The organism is Microbacterium sp. SWDP-B6, from assembly GCF_059803615.1.
Map to the genome: position 1 here is coordinate 18927 of NZ_JAPFGV010000016.1, position 20171 is coordinate 39097.

18 protein-coding genes are annotated in these 20171 nt (G+C 68.5%); 13 read left to right on the top strand and 5 right to left on the bottom strand.

The features are described 5' to 3' along the window. Positions 1-3 precede the first annotated feature (3 nt). The 3 genes from OPU70_RS16085 to OPU70_RS16095 form a co-directional block, all read right to left on the bottom strand. Positions 4-2517: a DEAD/DEAH box helicase gene (locus tag OPU70_RS16085; protein WP_475433520.1), complete on the bottom strand. Its 2514-nt coding sequence runs from the start codon at positions 2515-2517 to the stop codon at positions 4-6. 127 nt (positions 2518-2644) lie between these two features. After that, entirely contained in the window at positions 2645-3358 is a 714-nt protein-coding gene (deoD, locus tag OPU70_RS16090) for a purine-nucleoside phosphorylase (protein WP_042538203.1), read from the bottom strand. A 34-nt stretch (positions 3359-3392) separates the two neighbouring features. After that, entirely contained in the window at positions 3393-4061 is a 669-nt protein-coding gene (locus OPU70_RS16095) for a DNA alkylation repair protein (RefSeq protein ID WP_079112089.1), read from the bottom strand. Positions 4062-4166: 105 nt separating this feature from the next. On the opposite strand from OPU70_RS16095, the gene OPU70_RS16100 reads away from it, so the two are divergent. Beyond that, positions 4167-4355: a hypothetical protein gene (locus tag OPU70_RS16100; protein ID WP_498558239.1), complete on the top strand. Its 189-nt coding sequence runs from the start codon at positions 4167-4169 to the stop codon at positions 4353-4355. 33 nt (positions 4356-4388) lie between these two features. Here OPU70_RS16100 and OPU70_RS16105 read toward each other — a convergent pair whose 3' ends face one another. Next, complete coding sequence (locus OPU70_RS16105) at positions 4389-5423, bottom strand: FUSC family protein (RefSeq protein ID WP_042538197.1); 1035 nt, start codon at positions 5421-5423, stop codon at positions 4389-4391. Between the two features lie 121 nt (positions 5424-5544). On the opposite strand from OPU70_RS16105, the gene OPU70_RS16110 reads away from it, so the two are divergent. The 11 genes from OPU70_RS16110 (at position 5545) to OPU70_RS16160 (ending at position 16879) form a co-directional block, all read left to right on the top strand. Continuing rightward, a complete protein-coding gene (locus OPU70_RS16110; protein WP_042538348.1) occupies positions 5545-6000 on the top strand; it encodes an SRPBCC family protein in 456 nt (151 codons plus the stop codon). Positions 6001-6194: 194 nt separating this feature from the next. Further along, positions 6195-6560 (top strand): hypothetical protein, encoded by a 366-nt coding sequence (locus OPU70_RS16115; protein WP_455904095.1) that lies wholly within the window; start codon positions 6195-6197, stop codon positions 6558-6560. Positions 6561-6628: 68 nt separating this feature from the next. Next, complete coding sequence (locus OPU70_RS16120) at positions 6629-9514, top strand: helix-turn-helix transcriptional regulator (RefSeq protein WP_498558240.1); 2886 nt, start codon at positions 6629-6631, stop codon at positions 9512-9514. A 76-nt stretch (positions 9515-9590) separates the two neighbouring features. Further along, on the top strand, positions 9591-9794 hold the full coding sequence (locus tag OPU70_RS16125) for a cold-shock protein (protein WP_042538190.1): 204 nt from the start codon (positions 9591-9593) through the stop codon (positions 9792-9794). A gap of 381 nt (positions 9795-10175) precedes the next feature. Continuing rightward, positions 10176-11210, top strand: coding sequence for an iron-siderophore ABC transporter substrate-binding protein (locus OPU70_RS16130; protein ID WP_498558241.1), 1035 nt, complete (start codon positions 10176-10178; stop codon positions 11208-11210). A 53-nt stretch (positions 11211-11263) separates the two neighbouring features. Continuing rightward, positions 11264-12286, top strand: a complete 1023-nt coding sequence (locus tag OPU70_RS16135; protein WP_042538343.1) for a FecCD family ABC transporter permease — start codon at positions 11264-11266, stop codon at positions 12284-12286. Then, positions 12283-13365 (top strand): FecCD family ABC transporter permease, encoded by a 1083-nt coding sequence (locus tag OPU70_RS16140; RefSeq protein ID WP_376708812.1) that lies wholly within the window; start codon positions 12283-12285, stop codon positions 13363-13365. Before OPU70_RS16135 ends, OPU70_RS16140 begins: the two co-directional genes overlap by 4 nt. Next, a complete protein-coding gene (locus OPU70_RS16145; RefSeq protein WP_042538187.1) occupies positions 13362-14162 on the top strand; it encodes an ABC transporter ATP-binding protein in 801 nt (266 codons plus the stop codon). The genes OPU70_RS16140 and OPU70_RS16145 overlap by 4 nt, the downstream gene beginning before the upstream one ends. Further along, positions 14152-15108: a siderophore-interacting protein gene (locus OPU70_RS16150; RefSeq protein ID WP_498558242.1), complete on the top strand. Its 957-nt coding sequence runs from the start codon at positions 14152-14154 to the stop codon at positions 15106-15108. Before OPU70_RS16145 ends, OPU70_RS16150 begins: the two co-directional genes overlap by 11 nt. Positions 15109-15180: 72 nt before the next feature. Beyond that, a complete protein-coding gene (locus OPU70_RS16155; RefSeq protein WP_498558243.1) occupies positions 15181-15891 on the top strand; it encodes a hypothetical protein in 711 nt (236 codons plus the stop codon). Between the two features lie 115 nt (positions 15892-16006). Beyond that, the gene (locus tag OPU70_RS16160; RefSeq protein WP_498558244.1) at positions 16007-16879 is read left to right on the top strand and encodes an alpha/beta fold hydrolase; all 873 of its coding nucleotides are present in this window, start codon (positions 16007-16009) and stop codon (positions 16877-16879) included. A gap of 9 nt (positions 16880-16888) precedes the next feature. Here the strand turns inward: OPU70_RS16160 and OPU70_RS16165 are convergent, their stop codons facing one another. Beyond that, complete coding sequence (locus tag OPU70_RS16165; RefSeq protein ID WP_079112094.1) at positions 16889-17896, bottom strand: LacI family DNA-binding transcriptional regulator; 1008 nt, start codon at positions 17894-17896, stop codon at positions 16889-16891. Between the two features lie 215 nt (positions 17897-18111). Here OPU70_RS16165 and OPU70_RS16170 point away from each other — a divergent pair, with 215 nt between their 5' ends. Beyond that, on the top strand, positions 18112-20118 hold the full coding sequence (locus tag OPU70_RS16170; protein ID WP_498558245.1) for a beta-galactosidase: 2007 nt from the start codon (positions 18112-18114) through the stop codon (positions 20116-20118). Positions 20119-20171 lie beyond the last annotated feature (53 nt).

A 20171-nucleotide genomic window follows, 5' to 3' on the forward strand; every position in this document is an offset into this window, starting at 1 on the left:
CGCTCAGAGCCGGTCGACGCCCGTCACGGTGAGCACCGCAGCGCCCTCCTCGTCGGAGGCGGCGAGGTCGACGGTCGCGGAGATGCCCCAGTCGTGATCGCCCGCCGGATCGTCGAGGATCTGGCGGACGGTCCACTCGGTCGTGCCCTCGGTGATGAGCAGCAGCTGCGCGCTGCGCGCGTTCGCTCCGGTGAGGATCTCGTCGTGGTCGGCGAAGTAGCCGTCGAGCGCGTCCGACCAGGCGTCCGCACCGAACGACGGGTCGAGGTCCGCGAGAGCAGAGACATCCTCGCGCGCCGCGAGCTGCACCCGTCGGAACAGCTCGTTGCGAACGAGGGTGCGGAAAGCGCGGGTGTTCGACGTCAGGCGCTTCGGAGCGGGCGGCACGATCGGCTCGTCATCCGGGCCGTGCAGCACGCCGTTGACCAGCTCTTCCCATTCGTCGAGCAGGCTCGAGTCGACCTGACGGACGAGCTCGCCGAGCCACTCGATCAGGTCGCGGAGGTCCTCGTCCTTACCCTCTTCGGGAATCGTCTGGGATGCTGCCCTGTAGGCGTCGGACAGATAGCGCAGCACCACGCCCTCGGAGCGGGCGATCTTGTAGTACGCGACGTATTCCCCGAACGACATGGCCCGCTCGTACATGTCGCGCACGACCGACTTCGGGTGCAGTTCGAAGTCGCGGATCCACGGCTGCGCGGCGCCGAACGTCTCGAACGCGGCCGTGAGCAGCTCATCGAGGGGCTTCGGGTAGGTGATCTCCTCGAGCAGCTCCATGCGCTCGTCGTATTCGATGCCCTCGCGCTTCATGGCGGCGACGGCCTCTCCGCGGGCAAGGAACTCCTGCTGCCCGAGGATCGCCCGAGGGTCGTCGAGCGTCGATTCGACGATCGAGATCATGTCGAGGGCGTAGGAGCCGGTTCCCGTGCCCGCAGCCGGATCGCGGTCGAGCAGGTCGAAGGCCGCGAGGGCGAACGGCGACAGCGGCTGGTTCAGCGCGAAGTTCGGCTGCAGATCGACGGTGAGGCGGATCTCGCCGTCGTCCGTCTGCTCGACGACGCCCGATTCGAGCAGCGTCCGGTAGATGCCGATGGCGCGCAGTGCGAGCTCGCGCTGCCTCTTGCGAGGCTCGTGGTTGTCGTAGACCAGCGCACGCATGTTGCCGAACACGTCGCCGCCGCGGCCGATCACGTTGAGCATCATCGCGCTCGTGATCTGCATGTGCGAGGTCAGTGTCTCGGGCTCCGCGTCGATCAGCTTGCGGAACGACGGCTCGCCCCAGGACACGAAGCCGTCGGGTGCCTTCTTGCGGATGATCTTGCGCTTCTTCTTCGGGTCGTCGCCGGCCTTCTTGATCGCGGCGATGTTGTCGCTCTCGTGCTCGGGAGCCTGGGCGACCACGGTGCCGGCGGTGTCGAAGCCCGCGCGTCCCGCTCGCCCCGCGATCTGGTGGAACTCGCGCGCGCTGAGCTGCCGCATCCGGGTGCCGTCGAACTTCGTCAGAGCCGTGAGCAGCACCGTGCGGATGGGCACGTTGATGCCGACGCCGAGGGTGTCCGTGCCGCAGATCACGCGCAGCAGTCCGCGCTGGGCGAGCTGCTCGACGAGGCGCCGGTACTTCGGCAGCATCCCGGCATGGTGAACGCCGATGCCCGCACGCAGGAACCGCGAGAGGGTCTTGCCGAAGGCGGTGGTGAACCGGAATCCGCCGATCAGCGCGGCGATCTCATCGCGCTGCTCACGCGTGGCGACCTTTGTGCTCGACAGCGCCTGTGCCCGCTCCATCGCTGCCGCCTGCGAGAAGTGCACGACGTAGATCGGGGCCTGCCCGGTGCCGAGCAGGTCGTCGATCGTCTCGTGGATCGGCGTCGTCTCATAGAAGTAGTGCAGCGGCACGGGACGCTCGACGCCCGTGACGGATGCCGTGTCGCGGCCCGTCCTGCGGGTGAGGTCGCTCGACAGCTGCGAGACATCGCCGAGCGTCGCGGACATCAGGATGAACTGCGCCTGTGGCAGCTCGAGCAGCGGCACCTGCCACGCCCACCCTCGATCGGGGTCGGCGTAGAAGTGGAACTCGTCCATGACGACCTGGTGCACCGCGGCATCCGTGCCCTGTCGCAGTGCGAGGTTCGCGAGGATCTCCGCCGTGCAGCAGATGATCGGCGCATCGGGGTTGACCGAGGAGTCGCCGGTGATCATGCCGACGTTCGCGGCGCCGAACACGTCGACGAGGGAGAAGAACTTCTCGCTGACGAGCGCCTTGATCGGCGCCGTGTAGAACGAGCGACGCCCCTCGACGAGTGCCGCGAAGTGCGCCCCGATCGCGACGAGCGACTTGCCGGTGCCGGTGGGCGTCGACAGGATCAGGTTGTTGCCCGAGACGATCTCGATGACAGCCTCGTCCTGCGCGGGGTAGAGACTGATGCCGGTCGACTCCGCCCACTCGACGAACGCCGTGTAGACGGCATCCGCATCGGATCCGTCGGTCAGCGTCGTGTGGTCGAGGATCGCAGGCATGGTCTGTCGATCATCCCACCTCCGGCACGGGCGAACCTCGTGCAGTACTCAGCAGGGAATCGTCCGATGCGGCCGAGATCACCGGATTCGAGCGGTCAGCACGATCTCATGCTGAATTGTGAACGCCTCAGACCGAGGTCGCGGCGCGCAGCGCGATGCGGATCATGTCGCCGAACGTCTGCTCGCGCTCCTGAGCGGTGGTCTGCTCGCCCGTGACGATGTGATCGGACACCGTGCAGATGGCCAGGGCGCGGCGCCCGTGGAACGCCGCGAGGGTGTACAGCCCTGCGGCCTCCATCTCGACGCCGAGCGCGCCGTGCTGCACGAACGGCTCGGTGAGCTCGGGGCGCGTGCTGTAGAACTGGTCGCTCGAGAACAGCAGGCCCACGTGCACAGCGGCGTCGAGCGGCTCGGCCTCGCTCGCCTCGACTGCGGCGCGCAGCAGCCCGAAGTCCGCGACGGGCGCGTAATCGAGTCCGTGGAAGCGCACGCGGTTGATGCCCGAATCGGTGCAGGCGCCGTTCGCGATGATGATGTCGCGCACCTTGAGCTTCTCGGTCAGCGCCCCGCATGAGCCGACGCGCACGATCGTCTGCACGTCGTACTCCTCGAACAGCTCGCTCGCATAGATCGCCATCGACGGCTGCCCCATGCCCGACCCCTGCACCGAGACGCGGTGGCCGTTCCATGTGCCGGTGTAGCCCAGCATCCCGCGGGTCTCGGAATACAGCTCGGCGCCGTCGAGGAAGTTCTCGGCGATCCACTTCGCCCGCAGCGGGTCGCCGGGGAACAGGACGATGGGGGCGATCTGACCGGGCTGTGCGGCGATGTGCGTGCTCATGGCCTCAGCGTACGAGGGGATCCGATGAGGATGCTCAGCCCTCGCGCCTGCGCACGATCTCGCCGATCCAGATCGGGGCGAACGGAGAGGTGCAGCCGGGGGCGGTGGGGTAGTCGGCGAGCACCTGCAGGCGTTCACCGATCTCCAGCGCCCTGGCCCGCAGCTCCGGGTGGAAGATGCCGATGTTCGCGAGCGTCTCGTTCATCGCCCACTGCAGGCGCTTCGGGGCATCCACCAGGTCGCGCTCGATCAGGTCGAGCAGGTGCTCGAGGTCGAGGCCGTCGGCATCCTTCGCCACGCGCACGGTCGTGAGCGACCAGGCGGCGGCGGCGACCGTCGGGTCTGAGTCGTCGAACCAGCGCAGTCGCAGCTCTTCAGCGAGCGGAGTCTTCTTGGCGACGTAGTTCACGAACCAGTCGTTGACCTTGGGGGCCTGGGTCTGGCGCAGCATCGCGTCGAGCTCATCCGCGGTGAACTCGCGTGGCTTGCAGATGAGCAGCGCGAGCAGACGGGCGGACGTCTCGCCGGTCGTCCACAGGTCCTTCGCGAGGGCCTGGTCGGTCTTGATGCGCTTGGCCACCCCGCGCAGCCGGCTGAGGTTCATGCCGTGGTCGTCGCCGCGCTTCTCGTTGGCGGCGCGCATCTTCGGATCCTCGAGGGCTGCCAGTTCGGCGAGGGCTTCGGGCACGGTCATGTCGGGCATGTGACCAGGGTAGGCCTCGGGTGCTTGTCAAGGCCCGCGCTTCAGGGGCTGATGGCCCGGTAACCTCGCGTGCACGCAGACCGAACGCCGACGAGAGGAACGCGCATGAACCGCGACAGCAATGACATCGAGTCCGAGCGCAACGACATCAGCACAGAGCCGTCGCCCGGTGCGGAGGAGAACGACAACCTCGGCACCGAAGACAACAAGGGAGAGCCGGCGACTGCCGTCCCCTCGGGCCCTGGCTCCGACGACGACGGCGACGTGCTCGCCGACGACCCCGACCAGGACTGACCCCACCGCCGCCCCTTCGTGAGTGGGCGGCGCTCACTCCTCCTCGACGAGCTCCCCGCGGATGCGGCGGAGGTCTTCCATCAGCGACCCGATCAGGATCCAGTGGGTCGACGACGGCGGCCGGATGACGAGCGGCGCGGTGAGCGCGGGGATCGCCGAAGTCAGGGTCTCGGGTTCGGGCGACACGTCGGCGATCTGCACGGCCAGCCGCACGTCATGCCCCGCACGCCGCAGCTGTTCGGCGATCGCCGTGACGGCCGGCTCCTGGCCGATCGAGTCGTCGTAGTGGTCGAAGTACGCACGGGTCATTCCGATGGTCTGCGTCACGATCGGTGACAGTCGCTCGAGCAGCGCCCGCATCTCGCGGAGCTCCTCGCGGTGCGTCGAGCGGCGCGGATTCAGGGTGAGAGACTCCTCGCCGGCCGCGATGGAGGCCTCGGCGGCATCCTTCATCGGGCGCAACAGTCGGGCCTCGAGCATGAGCTCCTGCAGCTTCGCGGGCGTCTGCGGTTCGGGCAGCGCGTCGGCCAGACGGTCGAGGCTCGCGGCGAGCTCGCTGCCGAGCAGTCCGAGGTCGCGGCGGGCGGGGGCGACCAGCACCGGCGGCACGATCAGCGCGTTCACGACGATGCCGATGACCACGCCGATCAGGGTCTCGAAGATGCGCGCGATCGCGTAGTCGGGGGTCGAACCGAGGGCGAGCACGAGCATCGCCGAGATCGCGACCTGGTTGCCGGTGCCCGGCGTCGCCTTGAACGCCCACGCGACCAGCATCGCCACGACGATGGCGAGCAGCACGATCCAGCTCGGCGAACCCAGCAGCAGGCCGAGAGCCACCGCGATCACGACGCCGACGATCACGCCGATGCTGCGCTCGAGCGCCTTCGACAGCGACTGGTTGACGCTCGGCTGCACGACGAGGAGCGCTGCGATCGCGGCGAACACGGGCAGCTGCCCCGGAACCACCCAGCCGGCCAGCAGCCACGCGGCGATCGTCGCCGCGGCGGACTTCACCACCTGCAGCAGGGGCGAGCGCTTCGAGGCGCGGATCGCGGCGTGGATGCGCATGCACTCCACGCTACTCGCGCGCATGCTCGGTCGTGGCGCCCTCGATGTCAACCCCGTCGCGGATCCCCGTCGCATGCAGCTGAATGGGATCACACGAACGACGAACAGTGAGGAGCATCACATGGCGCAGATCATCGAGACCATCGACGTACACGTTCCGGTCGACATCGCTTACAACCAGTGGACGCAGTTCGAGAGCTTCCCCCACTTCCTCGACGAGGTCGAGTCGATCGTCCAGATCGATGACACGCACAACCGCTGGACCGTGAAGGTCGGCGGTGCGACGCGTGAATTCGACGCCGAGATCACCGAGCAGCACCCCGACGAGCGCGTCGCCTGGAAGAGCGTCGGTGGCGACACCGAGCACGCGGGCGTGGTGACCTTCCACAAGCTCGAGGACCTCACGACTCGCGTGACGGTGCAGATCGACTGGGAGCCCGAGGGCCTTCTCGAGAAGGTCGGCTCGCTCGTCGGCGCCGGCTCGCACGCCGTGAAGAAGGACCTGAAGAACTTCAAGGAGTTCATCGAGAAGCGCGGCGCCGAGACCGGTGCCTGGCGCGGCGACGTCGACGCCTGATCGACCCCTGATCCGAGGCCCGGGCGGTGGTGCCCCCATCACCGCCCGGGCCTCTTTCGCTGCCTGCTCGCAGCCTGCCGCCAGCCTGGCTGCCGCGGCCTAGGGCGCGCTCGACGCAGAAGATAGGGCATCCTCCCGATGTCGACGGGGCACCTCAGAGCGGAGTCTGAGGACATCCCAACTGAGGAGATGTCATGTACGAGCACCCCTACTTCGCCGAGAAGATCAGCGAGTACGAGAACGAGCGTCTGGAGCAGGCGGCTGAACGCCGTCGTTTCCTCGCCGAGCACGCCGACCAGATCGTCCCGCGGACGCCCGGTCCGGTGGGACGGTTCGGACAGCGGATGCTGCGCACAGTCACCCGGCGACAGCCGAATGGGCCCGATGCCGCCGCGCATCCTGCCGCGGACGTTGCACCGGATGCCGCCGCGGCCGCCCCGCGCACCGTCATGACGGTCGCTCCGCGAGCCTCGCGGGTCGCTGCGCCCGCTGAAATGGGGCCTGCTGCACCATCCGCCGGTCTGGCCGCCGTCTGCTGCGAGCCCGCGGCGGTTCGGTGAGTTCGGCATCCCTGGCACCGACCGCGCCACCCCGCCCGGATGTCGGAGGGGAGTGGGACGATGAGTCCATGTCACTCTCTGCCGCGAGCGCTGCGATGGTCGGCCGAGAGGCCGAGATCGCAGTCGTGCGCGGCCTCTTCGACCGAGTCGTCGAGGGGGTTCCGCTCGCGGCGCTCATCGAGGGCGAGGCGGGCATAGGCAAGTCCCGGCTGCTGCGCGAGTTCGGCGCCGAGGTGGTCAACCGAGCCGATGTGCATGTCGGGTGGTGCCTCGATCTCGGGGCCTCGCGCACGCCCTTCGGGCCGATCACCGGCATTCTTCGCTCGATCGTCACGCGTATGGGCGCGGATCGCGTGCGCGAAGAGCTCGGTGTCGGCGTCGAGGCTCTGGGGATGCTGCTGCCCGAACTCAATCCCACCGAGCGCTCGCAGACCAGCCCCGACAGGCTGCGCGATGCGATCGCGGCACTCATCGAGGCCGCGGCCGAGCACGCGCCGCAGGTGCTCGTCGTCGAAGACCTGCACTGGGCGGACGAATCGACCCTCGCGCTCCTCTCCTTCCTGCTGCGCACGCTGACCCACGGGCGCATCCTTCTCCTCCTCACCTGCCGCTCCGACGACGTCCGCCGCGGAGACGCGGTCAGCCGGTTCATCGGCGAGTCCACTCGCGCGCGCCTGCTCGAGCGGGTCACCGTCGAACGGCTCGAGACCTCGGCGGTTCGCCAGCTCGCCGAATCGATCACCGGGCAGCCCCTCAGCGATGCGGCCCTCGAGCGCATCCAGGACCGCGCCGAAGGAGTTCCCTTCTTCGTCGAAGAGCTCGCCGGATGCTCTTCGGGTCCGCTTCCGGGCAGCCTGCGTGATCTGCTGCTGGCCCGTTTCGACCGACTCGGCGATGACGCGAGGAGGGTGGTGCAGGTGGTCTCGGGGGCGGAGCGTCCGCTGACCCATCCGCTGGTCACGCAGCTCGCGGGTCTGGCCGAGGCGCGCCTCGATGAGGCGATCCGTGAGGCGACGCTCAGCGGCATCCTCGTCGTGGCCGACGACGACTATCGATTCCGGCACGCGCTGCTGCGCGAGGCCGTGCACGACGATCTGCTTCCGGGTGAGAGGGCGCGGCTGCACCGAGCGTATGCCGAGGCGCTGGAGGAGAACGGCGACGGCTCCGACACCGCCGACTCGGCCGCGCTCGCCTATCACTGGCAGCTCGCACAAGACGACCACCGAGCGCTCGCAGCGGCCGTCGCCGCGATGTTCGACGCCAAGTCGCGGTTCGCCTTCGCGAGCGCGGCACGCTTCGGAGAGCTCGCCCTCGATCTGTGGATCCAGGTGCCAGACGCCGAGAGCGTCGTGGGTCTCGGTCGCCTCGAGGTGCTTCGCACTCTGGGTTCGGTGCTCCGCAACGCCGGTGACGGCGAGCGAGCGCTTGCTGTCGTCAATCTCGCGCTCGACGAGGTAGACCCCGACACCGTCGACCCGCGGATGCACGCGAGGCTGCTGCGAGACAAGGCCTACTACATGATGAACCTCGGCCGATCGGGGCCGATCCAGCTGCTGCAGCAGTCGCTGGAGATCCTCGAGAGGCAGGTCGACGATGATCGACTGCGCGCATCGGTGCTCAATCAGCTCGCGAGTCGCTACATGATCGCCGGGCGACTCGATGAGGCGATCGCGCTGGCGACCGAGGCCGGTGAGCGCGCCGAGCGGGTGGGGGCCGACGATGAGGCGTCGATCGCGGCGAACGTGCGCGGCGGGGCTCGAGCGCAGCTCGGTGATCTCGAGGCCGGGCACCGGGAGTATGCGGCCGCTCTCGATCTGGCGCGCAGTGCGAACCCCGAGATGCGATATCGCGTCAACTACTCCGACCTGCTCGGGCTGCTCGGGCGCTATAGAGATGCCGTCTCCGTGGCCGAAGACGGCCTGGCCCGAGCGCGTGCGTTCGGCGTCGAACGCACGACCGGTGCGTTGATGACGCAGAACATGGCCGTGCCGTTGCTCGAGATGGGGGAGATCGAGCGGGTCGAGGGGATGCTGTCCCGCGAACTCGCGCAGAGGACGCTGCGCATCTCTCACATGTACTCCACGATGACCCGCGTGCGCGTGCTCTCGTGGCGAGGGCGATACGACGAGGCGGCCGAGATCCTGCGCGAGTGGCATCCCGCCTTCGAGGAGACCGGTCGTGTCGAGCGGCAGATCTGGTACGACGAGGTGATGATGCGCGTCGCCGTCGCCGAGGGGGGAGGAGACCTCGCAGGTGCGCTCGACGAGGTCCGCGCGATGCTCGCCGATGACGGTCCGGTCTTCCTGCACCAGAGGCGGCTTCTTCTCGAGGCGGGCTGGTTGATCGCCGAGCTCCGGGCGGCGGGTGTCGACGTCAGCGAGGCGAGTGACGAAGTCCGAGCGGCGTGGCTCGCCCAGCCGGGTCAGCTGCTCGGCGACACGTGGTGGTCGATTCTCGAGTCGCTGCTGTCGCCGTCGGCACCGAGCCTGCGAGAAGCCGTCGAACTCGCCGACGGCGACGACGTGCCCGTGACGTTCCGCCTCATCACCCGGCTCGAGCTCGCCCGGTTGCTGGTCGATGCCGGCGATCGCTCCGAGGCGACGGCGGTGCTCGCCCATGCGATGAACGAGGCCGAACGCCTCGGGCACGTTCCCCTCACCCGGACGATCGGTGCGTTCGCGGCTGCGGCGGGCCTCGCGGCGGCCCCGGCGAGCGCGCAGAGCGCGGAAGAGTCCGACCCGCTCACGGCCCGCGAACGGCAGGTTCTCGACCTGATCGCCGAGGGTCTGAGCAATCGTCAGATCGGCGAGCGGCTCTTCATCAGCGTCAAGACGGTGAGCGTTCACGTGTCGGCCGTGTTGCGAAAACTCGGCGTCAGCACGCGCACTGAGGCGGCGGTCCTGCAAAAGAATCCGAACTTCGGGGTTTCACGTCAGGATGCCGTGGTACGTTGAGCTTGCGCGTATGTCGGACGTTCCGTCACGGCGCAGGCCGCGCAAGCGGCCGTTTGAAAAAGAAAGTAGAAAACACATGGCCACTGGCACTGTGAAATGGTTCAACGCTGAAAAGGGCTTCGGCTTCATCGCTCCCGATGACGGCACGGACGACCTTTTCGCCCACTACTCGGCAATCACCGGCTCCGGTTTCAAGGAGCTCCGTGAGAACCAGAAGGTCGAATTCGACGCTGAGCGTGGCCCCAAGGGCATGCAGGCTGCGAACATCCGCGCTCTCTGAGCGCGAGCAGACTTCCTGAAGCCGGTCGGATCCTCACGGATCCGGCCGGCTTTCTCTATGCCCGAGCGCTTTCCGAGACGGGCGTGATGCGGTGCGGGGTCAATAATGCATCTGAGGGCGCGTGCGGGGTCAATAAAGCATCCGAATCGGGCGTGGGGGATGCGTTTTTGACCCCGCACGCGCGGACTGGCTGCTGACCGCTGCGGCGTCGAGCCTGCATCCGGACATGCGTTTTCGACCAGGCACGCGCGGGATGGACGCCGCCCGGCGCCCGGACCCGAGATGAGGCTTGCCTAACTTTCTGTTAGATTAGGCCAGGCTTACCAAAGCCTGGCGCCCCTCCGCGCCGCACCCCCTCATCCCAACCCGAAGGGAATGCCTGTGCGCACCTCTCGTCTTCTCGCCGCCGGTGTCGCCGCGGCCCTCGCCGTCGGCCTCACCGCCTGCGCGACGCCGTCGAACGACTCGACCTCCGACTCCGCCGGCGGAAACCCCGCCGATGACAGTGCCTTCCCCGTCACGATCGAGCACGTCTATGGCGAGACCACGATCGAGACCAAGCCCGAGCGCGTCGCGACCGTCGCCTGGGCCAACCACGAGGTTCCCCTCGCGCTCGGCATCGTTCCCGTCGGCATGAGCAAGGCCTCGTGGGGTGACGACGATGACAACGGCATCCTGCCCTGGGTCGAGGAGAAGCTCGACGAGCTCGGCGGCGAAGAGCCCGTGCTCTTCGACGAGTCTGACGGCATCGACTACGAGGCCGTCGCCGACACCGAGCCCGATGTGATCCTCGCTTCGTACTCCGGCCTCACGCAAGAGGAGTACGACACCCTCTCGAAGATCGCTCCGGTCGTCGCGTACCCCGAGGTCGCCTGGGGCACGCCGGTCGACGAGATGATCGAGATGAACTCGAAGGCGCTCGGACTCGAAGCAGAGGGCGATGCCCTCATCGAGGATCTGCACGCCGACGCCGAGGCCGCTCTCGAGGAGAACAGCGCTCTCAAGGACAGGAAGGTCCTCTTCGCCTACATCGACCCGAGCGACCTGAGCCAGGTCGGCTACTACACCGCGATCGACACGCGCCCCGGATACCTGCACGACGACCTGGGCCTTCCTCTGCCGTCCGTCGTCGAGGAGAACGCCGACAGCGACCAGTTCTACCTGACCGTGAGCTCCGAAGAGGCCGACAAGTTCGCTGACGTCGACGTCTTCGTGACATACGGCGACGAGTCGCTCATCGCGACGCTGCAGGCAGACCCGCTTCTGTCGAAGATCCCGGCGATCGCCGAGGGCCGCATCGCGATCCTCCCGGATGCCACTCCGATCGCCGCGTCGGCGAACCCCTCGCCGCTGTCGATCCCGTGGGGCCTCTCCGACTACCTCGGCCTGCTGGCGGCACCGCTCGCCGCGAAGTGACCTTCAGCGTCACCCTCGCGCACTGAATTCCCGTGACCGCTGTCACCCTTCCCATGCCGGGCACCGCAGACCTGCGGCGCCCGGCATGGGCGCGCTCGCTCTGGCTGCTCGTCGGTCTCGGAGTTCTGCTCGTGCTCTGCATCCTGTCGATCTGCTTCGGCGTGCGCTCCGTGAGCATCGACGACATCTTCGCCGCGCTCAGCGGGCAGGATGACACCCTCGCCCAGGCCGCGATCATCAAGCGCTTCCCGCGCACCGTGCTCGCGCTCCTCGTGGGTGCCGCCCTCGCCCTCTCCGGCGCGACGATGCAGGCGGTCACCCGCAACCCGATCGCCGATCCCGGCATCCTCGGTGTCTCGAACGGCGCCTCGCTGGCCGTCGTCATCGGTCTCGCGTTCATCGGCCTCACCGACGCATACAGCCAGATGGCGCTCGCGATCATCGGCGCCGCACTCGCCGCAGCCTTCGTCTACACGGTCGGCTCGCTCGGCCGCGGCGGCGCCACTCCTCTCAAGCTCGCCCTCGCGGGTGCAGCCACGTCGGCCGCCTTCGCCTCGCTCATCAGCGCCATCATGCTGCCGCGCGTCGACCTCCTGCAGGCATTCCAGTCGTGGCAGATCGGGGGCGTCGGCGGCGCCGAATGGCCGCGCATCGCGATCACGGCGCCCGTGCTCGCGCTGGGAGCGCTGATCTGCTTCGTGAGCGCCCGCGGCATGAACTCCCTCGCCCTCGGCGACGACATGGCCAAGGGTCTCGGCGAGCACGTCTTCCGCACGCGCCTCATGTCGGCGCTCGGCGCCGTGATCCTCGCCGGCGCCGCCACCGCCATCGCGGGTCCGATCGGCTTCGTCGGACTCGTCGTTCCGCACGTGTGCCGGATGCTGATCGGCACCGACCACCGCTGGCTTCTGCCGTTCTCGGCCATGGCCGGTGCAGCGCTGCTTCTCGCGAGCGACATCGTCGGCCGCGTGATCGCGCCCTCGTCGGAGGAGATCCAGGTCGGCATCATCACCGCGATCATCGGAGCCCCGTTCTTCATCTGGATCGTCCGCCGTCAGAAGGTGCGTGAACTGTGAGCACCATCGACCGGGCTGCGGCCCAGACTCCTGCGGCATCCGAACGAAGGGGCGGGTCCGTCGCCGCGATCGTCGCCGGCCGTCGCTCACGACACCGCCGCCACGCGGTCGCGACCATCGTTCTCGGCGCGATGCTCGTGGTGCTGTTCGCCGTCGCCCTGATGATCGGCAACACGTTCTATCCGCTCGACGAGGTGATCCGCGTCATCGTGGGCGAGACGGTTCCGGGGGCGTCGTTCACGGTGGGTGAGCTGCGTCTGCCCCGCGCGGTGCTCGCGATCCTCGCCGGGTTCGCGTTCGGCATCGCGGGCGTCTCGTTCCAGACGCTGCTGCGCAATCCGCTCGCCTCGCCCGACATCATCGGCATCTCGAACGGCGCCGGCGCCGCTGCGGTGTTCGGCATCGTGGTGCTGTCGTTGAACGGCCCCGTGGTCTCGCTCCTGGCTCTCGTCGGAGCGATCGTGACCGCGGGCATCATCTACCTGCTGTCGATCAAGAACGGCTTCGCCGGCACACGACTGATCCTGATCGGCATCGGCGTCGCGGCGATGCTGCAGAGCGTCATCTCCTACATGCTGTCGCGCGCAGCGAGCTGGGACATCCAGACCGCGATGCAGTGGCTCACCGGAAGCCTGAACAATGCCTCGTGGGAGCGCGTCATGCCGCTCGCGATAGCCGCGGCGTTGCTGATGCCGCTGCTGCTCTCGCAGGGGCGCGCGCTCGGAGCCATGCAGCTCGGCGATGATTCGGCGTCCGGTCTCGGCGTGCGGGTCAACACCACCCGCCTGCTGTTCATCCTGGGTGCCGTCGCCCTGCTCGCCTTCGCGACCGCGGCCTGCGGCCCCATCGCGTTCGTCGCGTTCATGGCGGGTCCCATCGCCGCCCGCATCACCGGCCCGGGAGCGAACCTGCTGCTTCCGAGCGCGTTCGTCGGTGCCGTGCTGGTGCTCGGCGGCGATCTGCTCGGCCAGTTCGCGTTCGGGGATCGCTACCCGGTCGGCGTGATCACCGGCGTGCTCGGCGCTCCGTATCTCATCTTCCTGCTCATCCGCACCAACCGCTCGGGAGGCTCACTGTGACCGAGGCGCACACTCTGACGGCCGAGTCCGTCACGCTCGCCTACGGCGACCGCACGATCATCGACGGCCTCGACCTCGCGATCGCCCCCGGCAAGATCACGACGATCGTCGGAGCCAACGGATGCGGCAAGTCGACGCTGCTGCGCTCGCTCGCGCGTCTGCTCTCGCCGACCGCCGGCCAGATCGTGCTCGACGGCAAGTCGGTGCACGCGCGCCCCACCAAGGAGGTCGCGCGCATCCTCGGTCTGCTGCCGCAGTCGCCCGTCGCGCCGGAGGGCATCGCCGTCGCCGACCTCGTGGGTCGTGGCCGGCATCCGCACCAGAAGATGCTCGCCCGCTGGAGTGCCCACGACTACGAGATCGTGGCGGACGCCCTCGAGGCGACCGGAACCACCGACCTCGCCGACCGCAGCGTCGACGAGCTCTCGGGTGGCCAGCGTCAGCGCGTGTGGATCGCGATGGCACTCGCGCAGGAGACCGACATCCTGCTGCTGGACGAGCCGACGACGTTCCTCGACGTCGCGCACCAGGTCGAGGTGCTCGACCTGCTCACCGACCTGAGCGTCTCGCGCGGCACCACGATCGTCATGGTGCTGCACGACCTCAACCTCGCCGCGCGGTATTCCGACGAGCTCGTCGCGATGAAGGAGGGCAGGGTGCACGCCACCGGCGCTCCGCAGGATGTCGTGACCGCCCAGCTCGTCGAAGAGGTCTTCGACCTCGCGAACCAGATCACCATCGACCCGGTCTCGGGAAAGCCGATGGTCACCCCGATCGGAAGGCATCATGTCCGCTGAGACGACGACCGAACGCCCCACCTACGTGCTGGCCCGCGCCGAGGTGCGCGCGGTCGAACGGGTGTCGCCGAACTTCGTGCGCGTCACCTTCGGCGGTGACGACCTCTTCGAGTTCGGCACGCCCGGCGACACCTTCGACTCTCGGATCAAGATCGTGTTCCCGCCGGCATCCGGCATCCTTCCCGAGCTCGATCGGGACACCGACGACTGGTGGGGGTCGTTCCTCGCCGTGCCCGAGGACGAGCGCGGATCCATGCGCACCTACTCGGTGCGCGAGCTTCGCGTGACGGATGCCGGCACCGAGCTCGACGTCGATTTCGTGCTGCACCTGGCGCCTGGACTGACGGGCCCCGCGTCGAGGTGGGCCGATGCGGCCGCCGCCGGCCAGGAGCTGTTCATCGTCGGACCGCGTCGAGGGGTCGCTGCGGCGGCCCACGGTGGGGCCGAATACGAGCCCGGCACCGCTGCGTCGGTCCTTCTCGCCGGCGACGAGACTGCAGCTCCCGCGATCGCCCGCATCCTCGAGGACGCCCCGAGCGACCTCCGAGGCTGCGCGTTCATCGAGGTGCCGACTCCCGCCGACATCCTGCGCATCGACGCTCCTGCCGGCGTCGAGGTGCACTGGCTGCCCCGAGATGCGGGCGAGCCCCACGGTGTGCGTCTCATCCCCGCTGTGCTCGAGTACCTCGGCGATGCGGACGCGGCCGACGAGATCGACGTGAAGGACATCGAGTCCGAGGACCTGCTCTGGGAGACCCCCGACTACTCGGGCCTCGGCGAGGAGATCGCGGCGGCGGATGCTCCCGCCGAGCGCTATTTCTGGATCGCCGGCGAGAGCGGCGTCGTCACCACACTGCGCCGTCACCTGGTCAAGGACCTCGGCATCGACCGCTCCCAGGTCGCCTTCATGGGCTACTGGCGCCGCGGCGTCGCGATGCGCGGCTGAGCCGCCTGCTTTCGCGCGGACGTCGCCCCTTGAGTCCTGGAGTTCCGCCACGGCAGAGGTCAGACTGGGCGAATGGAGTACGCCGGAGTAGTGCCGATGGACGCCCCTGACCCGAGCGCCGATTTCGAAGCTCGCCTGCGCGGGCTGTCCTACCCGGTGTTCCAGCTGCGGCCGCAGCCATCGCTCACGCGCATACCGGGTGCCTCGTTCATGGAGATGGGCGCGTCGGCGGCAGCGGGCGCGCCGATGGGACTGGCGGAGTCGTCGGTGTCGCTCACCTACACGCTGTGGAGGAATCCCGACGACCATTCCGACCCGCGCAACGAGATCGAGCTGGACCCCGGCATCCGACGATCGATCGAGGAGGAACCGCCGTGGGGCCGCCCAGCGTGGCTGATCGAGTGGGCTCAGCTGCTCAAGTACCCGATGCTCTGGGAGGCGGTGCGCACCAGCTGGCAGGCGTCGCCCGATCCCGAGCGGCACGCGCTCTCGCAGCAGTTGGTCGACCACGCCAATCACATACTGCGGAACAGATTCCGTGAGGAGCTCGGACTCCCCGACCTGCCGAGCGAGGGTGACGACGGCGGCTGGGAGGCGAAGACATCGGCGGCCAGGGATGCCGTCGTCGCGGTGGATGGCCGGAATCGACCGGGTGTGCAGATCGACACCGATCCCTTCGTCTTCGCGGTGGGTTTCCGCGTCGATGAGAACGTGGTCTGCACTGTCGTCGTGCCGCGCGACAGCCTGCCGATGATCGACCTCGCCATCACGACCTTCGAGTGAGCCGACGGGTGTCCGGCGATTCCAACCGCCTCGTGGCGGGACATGGCCCGGTGGCGCCCGGGGATGCCGCGTCGTAGCATCCCAATGGAATCGTTCGATGACGAGGAGGCCGTCCATGACGCAGCACACGCTCGAGCTTCCGGAGGTCGACCTCGTCTACGACGTGCACGGGCCGCTCCCGACTGCGGATGGTCGTCCTCCGCTGATGATGATCGGTCAGCCGATGGACGCGACCGGATTCCAGGCCCAGGTGGCGCTGTTCGGCGATCGCACCGTGGTGACCTACGACCCGCGTGGCATGGGCCGGAGCACACGCAAGGACGGCGGTGTGACCAACGAACCGGAGACCCAGGCCGAGGACGTCCACGCGATCATCGAGGCGCTCGGCGCCGGCCCGGTCGACATGCTCGCGAGCAGCGGCGGTGCGGTGACCGCACTCGCTCTGGTCACGGCGCACCCGCACGACGTCGCGACTCTGGTCGCTCACGAGCCGCCGATAGACAGCGTGCTGCCAGACGCCGAGGCTGTCCATCGTGCGCGCGTGGCCTACACGAAGGTGTATCAGGACAAAGGCTGGGGTGCTGGAATGGCGGCGTTCATCGTGATGACCTCATGGGAGGGCGAAGTCACGGACGACTATCTCGCTCAGCCTGCGCCTGACCCCGCGGCGTTCGGGATGCCGACCGAAGACGACGGTTCGCGGGATGACCCGTTGCTGTCAGAGCTGTCGTGGGCGGTGCCCCTCTATGTGCCGGACATCGAAGCTCTGAAGGCGGCGCCTACCCGGATCGTGGTGGCGGTCGGGGAGGAGTCGCTGAAGGTCTACACCGGACGCACTGCGATCGCCCTGGCCGAGCAGCTCGGCCAGCAGGCGACGGTCTTCCCCAGTCACCACGGCGGCTTCATGGGCGGCGAATTCGGCTATGCCGGCCAGCCCGAAGTCTTCGCCGCGAAGCTCCGCGAGGTGCTCGACCGATCGCAGAGGTGAGAACGGCGCCTACGCGCTCTCGCGCACCACGAGCTCGGTGTCGAGGATGACCGAGCGGGGGGATGCTCCGGCGATGACCTCGAGCAGCACGGCGACCATCTGCGCGCTGATCTGATCCCAGGGTTGACGCATGGTCGTGATCGGAGGCTCGTGGGTGGCGGCGAGGCCCGAGTCGTCGAACCCGGCGATCGCGATGTCCTCCGGCACGCGGCGTCCGGCACGGCGGGCGGCGGCGATCGCTCCGGCGGCCATCCGGTCGGATGCTGCGAACACGGCGTCGACGTCGTGCTCGAGCATCCTCGTCATGGCGGCCTGCCCTGATTCGTACGAGTAGTCGCCCACCTCGACCAGCGTCTCGTCGAACTGCTCGCCGAGCTCTTCGCGGAAGCCGACCAGGCGGTAGCGCCCGCCGGGGGTGTCGTCGGGGCCCGTGATCATGCCGATGCGGCGGTGGCCCTGCGCCACGAGGTGCGCGGCCATCGTGCGGGCTGAGGCGACTTCGTCGACCGAGATCGTCGAGAGCTCTCGTTCGTGTCCGAGGGGCAGGCCGCAGCAGACGGTGGGGATGCCGACCTCGATCAGCTGGTCGAGCAGCGGATCGGACTCGTGCGATGAGATCAGCATGACGCCGTCGACATGACCGGCGCTGAGGAACTGGGCGACGCTCTCGCGCTCGGCGGGCGTTCCGGCGACGAGCAGCACCAGTGTCATCGCCCGCTGCGCGAGGGCTTCGGCCGCTCCGCGCAGCAGCAGTGCGAAGGTCGGGTCGTCGAACAGCAGCTGCTGCGGCTCGGTCAGCAGAAACGCCAGTGAACCGGCGCGGCCCGTCGCGAGACTTCGCGCGTGATGGTTCGCCGTGTAGCCGGTGGCGAGGATCGCCTCTTCGACGGCCTGCCTGGCATCGGGGGACACCCAGTGCCCGCCGTTGATCACACGCGAGACCGTGCTGCGGGACACCCCCGCCTGCGCCGCGATCTGGCGGATCGTCGGCTTGCGCTTCGCGCTGACATCACTCATCGCCTGTGACTCTACCCACAGCATCCCGTCCAGCGGTAGTCACAGCTGGGACCGGTCTCAGTTCGGTAACGGCGGTTGTGATCGACGGCAGACCTGGGGTAGAACTGAGACCGGTCCCAGTCACTCTCATGAGTCAGGCTGAGACCGGTCCCAGTCGAAAGAGCGACAGCACCCCGGGACACGCACCACGACCGCACCGACCCGATGGAGTGCCGATGACCTCCCCTCACGCCTGGCCCGCACTGAGCGGAATCGCCTATGGCGGCGACTACAACCCCGAGCAGTGGTCGCCCGAGACGTGGCGCGAAGACGTCATCCTGATGCGCGAGGCCGGAGTCAACCTGGTCAGCGTCGGCATCTTCTCGTGGGCGCTCATCGAAGTCGCCGAGGGCGAGTTCGACTTCGCCTGGCTCGACGAGCTGCTCGACCTGCTGCACGCGAACGACATCAAGGTCGACCTGGGCACGCCCACGGCATCCCCGCCGGCGTGGTTCTTCGCGAACCACCCCGACGCCCGCGTGATCGACCGCGAGGGTCGCACGATGGGCTTCGGCTCGCGCGGCATGGCCTCGCACTCGTCGCCGGCCTACCGCGAGGCGATCGTGCGGATCGCGGATGCTCTCGCGGCGCGCTACGCGCAGCATCCGGCCGTCGTGCTGTGGCACGTGCACAACGAGTACGGCGTTCCCATCGGTGAGGACTACTCGCCGAACGCGGTCGCCGCCTTCAGGCTCTGGCTCCAGGAGAAGTACGGCTCGCTCGATGCGCTGAACAGCGCGTGGGGCACCGCCTTCTGGGGTCAGCACTACTCGGCGTGGGAGCACGTCGGTGCGCCCGCCATCGCCCCGAGCGTCGTGAACCCGGCTCAGCGCCTCGACTTCGCGCGGTTCACGGATCACCAGCTGCGTGCGTGCTTCATCGCCGAGCGCGACGCGATCCGCGCGCACGCCACGCAGCCGGTCACGACGAACTTCATGGCGAACCAGAGCTGGACCACAGACCTGTGGGCCTGGGGCCGCGAGGTCGACATCGTCTCTGACGACCACTACCTGTGGGCCGCCGACGAGGACGCGCACATCGGGCTCGCGATCGCAGCCGACCTCAGCCGCTCAGTCGGCGGCGGCAAGCCGTGGATCCTCATGGAGCACTCGACCTCGGCCGTCAACTGGCAGCCGCGCAACATCGCCAAGCGTCGCGGCGAGATGCAGCGCAACTCCTTCACGCACCTCGGCCGCGGAGCCGACGGCATCCTGTTCTTCCAGTGGCGCGCGGGCCGCTCGGGTGCCGAGAAGTTCCACTCCGCGATGCTGCCGCACGCCGGCACCGCGTCGCGGGTCTTCCGGGAGGTCGTCGATCTGGGTGCCGCGCTCGGCCGCCTCGACGAGGTGCAGGGCAGCACGGTGAAAGCCGACGTCGCGATCCTCTGGGACTTCGAGTCGTTCTGGGCACAGGACCTCGAATGGCGCCCCTCCGAAGATGTCACGCACGCCGCCCAGGTTCGCCGCTTCTACGAGCAGCTGTGGCGTGACGGCATCACGGTCGACTTCGCCCTGCCGGGCCAGGACCTCTCGGGCTACCGCCTGGTGGTCGCTCCGGCGCAGTACCTGTTGAGCGCCGCGGATGCCGCGAACCTCACCTCGTATGTCCGCGACGGCGGCACGCTGCTCGTGTCGTTCTTCTCGGCCATCGTCGATGAGAACGACGCCGTGCACGCCGGTGGCTTCGTCGCCCCGCTGCGTGAGGCCCTTGGGCTCACGGTCGAGGAGTTCCTGCCGCTGCGCGAGGGCGAGAGCCACGGACTCGACTGGGTCGATCACGACGGCATCATCGCCGACGTCTGGCAGGAGGACATCGCGCTCGAAGGAGCCGAGGTCATCGCGAACTTCTCGGGCGGACCCGGTGAGGGCGAGCCCGCGATCACGCGTCACCGTCATGGGGCGGGCACCGGCTGGTACGTCGGCACCCGGCTGGATGCGGCGGGAATGCGCGCGCTCCTGCACGAGGTCTACGCGGATGCCGACGTCACCCCGTCGGGTGTCGCCGAAGGCCTCGAGGTCATCACCCGTCACGGCGCCGACGCGGTCTACCGCATCGCCGTGAACCACCGTGATGACGACGTCGAGCTCGAAGCCGTAGGCGTCGAGCTCCTCAGCGGCGCCGAGATCTCGGGTGCCCTGACGATCGCGGCGGGCGGGGTCGCCGTCATCCGCACCTCCCACTGACAGCACGACCCGCACGACCCGCATCACCCTGCACCACCACGAACCACACAGCA

Excerpts from the sequence above, each read along its gene's own strand:
- OPU70_RS16085 (WP_475433520.1), bottom strand. The coding sequence starts at position 2,517 with ATGCCTGCGATCCTCGACCACACGACGCTGACCGACGGATCCGATGCG.
- deoD (WP_042538203.1), bottom strand. The coding sequence starts at position 3,358 with ATGAGCACGCACATCGCCGCACAGCCCGGTCAGATCGCCCCCATCGTC.
- OPU70_RS16095 (WP_079112089.1), bottom strand. The coding sequence starts at position 4,061 with ATGCCCGACATGACCGTGCCCGAAGCCCTCGCCGAACTGGCAGCCCTC.
- OPU70_RS16100 (WP_498558239.1), top strand. The coding sequence starts at position 4,167 with ATGAACCGCGACAGCAATGACATCGAGTCCGAGCGCAACGACATCAGC.
- OPU70_RS16105 (WP_042538197.1), bottom strand. The coding sequence starts at position 5,423 with ATGCGCATCCACGCCGCGATCCGCGCCTCGAAGCGCTCGCCCCTGCTG.
- OPU70_RS16110 (WP_042538348.1), top strand. The coding sequence starts at position 5,545 with ATGGCGCAGATCATCGAGACCATCGACGTACACGTTCCGGTCGACATC.
- OPU70_RS16115 (WP_455904095.1), top strand. The coding sequence starts at position 6,195 with ATGTACGAGCACCCCTACTTCGCCGAGAAGATCAGCGAGTACGAGAAC.
- OPU70_RS16120 (WP_498558240.1), top strand. The coding sequence starts at position 6,629 with ATGTCACTCTCTGCCGCGAGCGCTGCGATGGTCGGCCGAGAGGCCGAG.
- OPU70_RS16125 (WP_042538190.1), top strand. The coding sequence starts at position 9,591 with ATGGCCACTGGCACTGTGAAATGGTTCAACGCTGAAAAGGGCTTCGGC.
- OPU70_RS16135 (WP_042538343.1), top strand. The coding sequence starts at position 11,264 with ATGCCGGGCACCGCAGACCTGCGGCGCCCGGCATGGGCGCGCTCGCTC.
- OPU70_RS16150 (WP_498558242.1), top strand. The coding sequence starts at position 14,152 with ATGTCCGCTGAGACGACGACCGAACGCCCCACCTACGTGCTGGCCCGC.
- OPU70_RS16155 (WP_498558243.1), top strand. The coding sequence starts at position 15,181 with ATGGAGTACGCCGGAGTAGTGCCGATGGACGCCCCTGACCCGAGCGCC.
- OPU70_RS16160 (WP_498558244.1), top strand. The coding sequence starts at position 16,007 with ATGACGCAGCACACGCTCGAGCTTCCGGAGGTCGACCTCGTCTACGAC.
- OPU70_RS16165 (WP_079112094.1), bottom strand. The coding sequence starts at position 17,896 with ATGAGTGATGTCAGCGCGAAGCGCAAGCCGACGATCCGCCAGATCGCG.
- OPU70_RS16170 (WP_498558245.1), top strand. The coding sequence starts at position 18,112 with ATGACCTCCCCTCACGCCTGGCCCGCACTGAGCGGAATCGCCTATGGC.